This is a genomic window from Oceaniglobus ichthyenteri (assembly GCF_003057885.1).
Lineage (GTDB): Bacteria > Pseudomonadota > Alphaproteobacteria > Rhodobacterales > Rhodobacteraceae > Oceaniglobus > Oceaniglobus ichthyenteri.
Genome location: NZ_QAGK01000037.1, coordinates 1 through 577, shown reverse-complemented (window position 1 = coordinate 577; position 577 = coordinate 1). Strand labels below are relative to the sequence as shown.

At 54.9% G+C, this 577-nt stretch carries 1 protein-coding gene and 1 pseudogene; both read right to left on the bottom strand.

All coding sequences use genetic code 11. The features are described from left to right. Positions 1–136 precede the first annotated feature (136 nt). Positions 137–329: pseudogene (locus C8265_RS19265) on the bottom strand (helix-turn-helix domain-containing protein); the annotation flags it as partial. A gap of 39 nt (positions 330–368) precedes the next feature. Beyond that, positions 369–577, bottom strand: a 209-nt coding sequence (locus tag C8265_RS19260) for an integrase core domain-containing protein (protein ID WP_164512405.1), incomplete at its 5' end; no start/stop codon positions are given.

Here is a 577-nt window from a genome sequence, read left to right as displayed (position 1 = left end):
TACATCAACGGCTTCTACAATCCACGCCGGCGGCACTCAGCCTTGGGATGGAAAAGCCCCTTGGCCTTCGAACGAAAGGTCGCTTAAGTGAGCAACCGGAGCGGCATGAAAGCGTGACAGGTCCAAAGTCTCCGCCACGGGTTGCCGAGTTGCGCCTGATCTCTCGGGAGATCGTGCTGGGCGCTCTCTTGAGCTTCCGAGCGATGGCACGGACATGTGCCCCTCGCACACTCCAAAGCTATTTCCTCACGTTCTGTGAAGGAAAGACTACGGGTCTTCGGTAAGGGCGCCGATGGCGCAAGATGTGTGGGAGGCATTCCACCAGAATGAACCGCCCCGGGTTTACCGGAGAGTGTTTTGTTCAAATCTTAGGCTGCTTTATCATGGCCGTTTAAGTTTTCATAGAAAGCGTCCTCTGCTTCTTGTGGCGTAGTATAGCCGATGGCGCTTTGCAGGCGCTCGCTGTTGTACCAGCTGACCCACTTCAGGGTTTCCCACTCGACTTGCCCGATTGATTTCCAAGGGCCGAAGAAGTTGATCACCTCGGTTTTGAATAGGCCAATGATGCTTTCGGCCA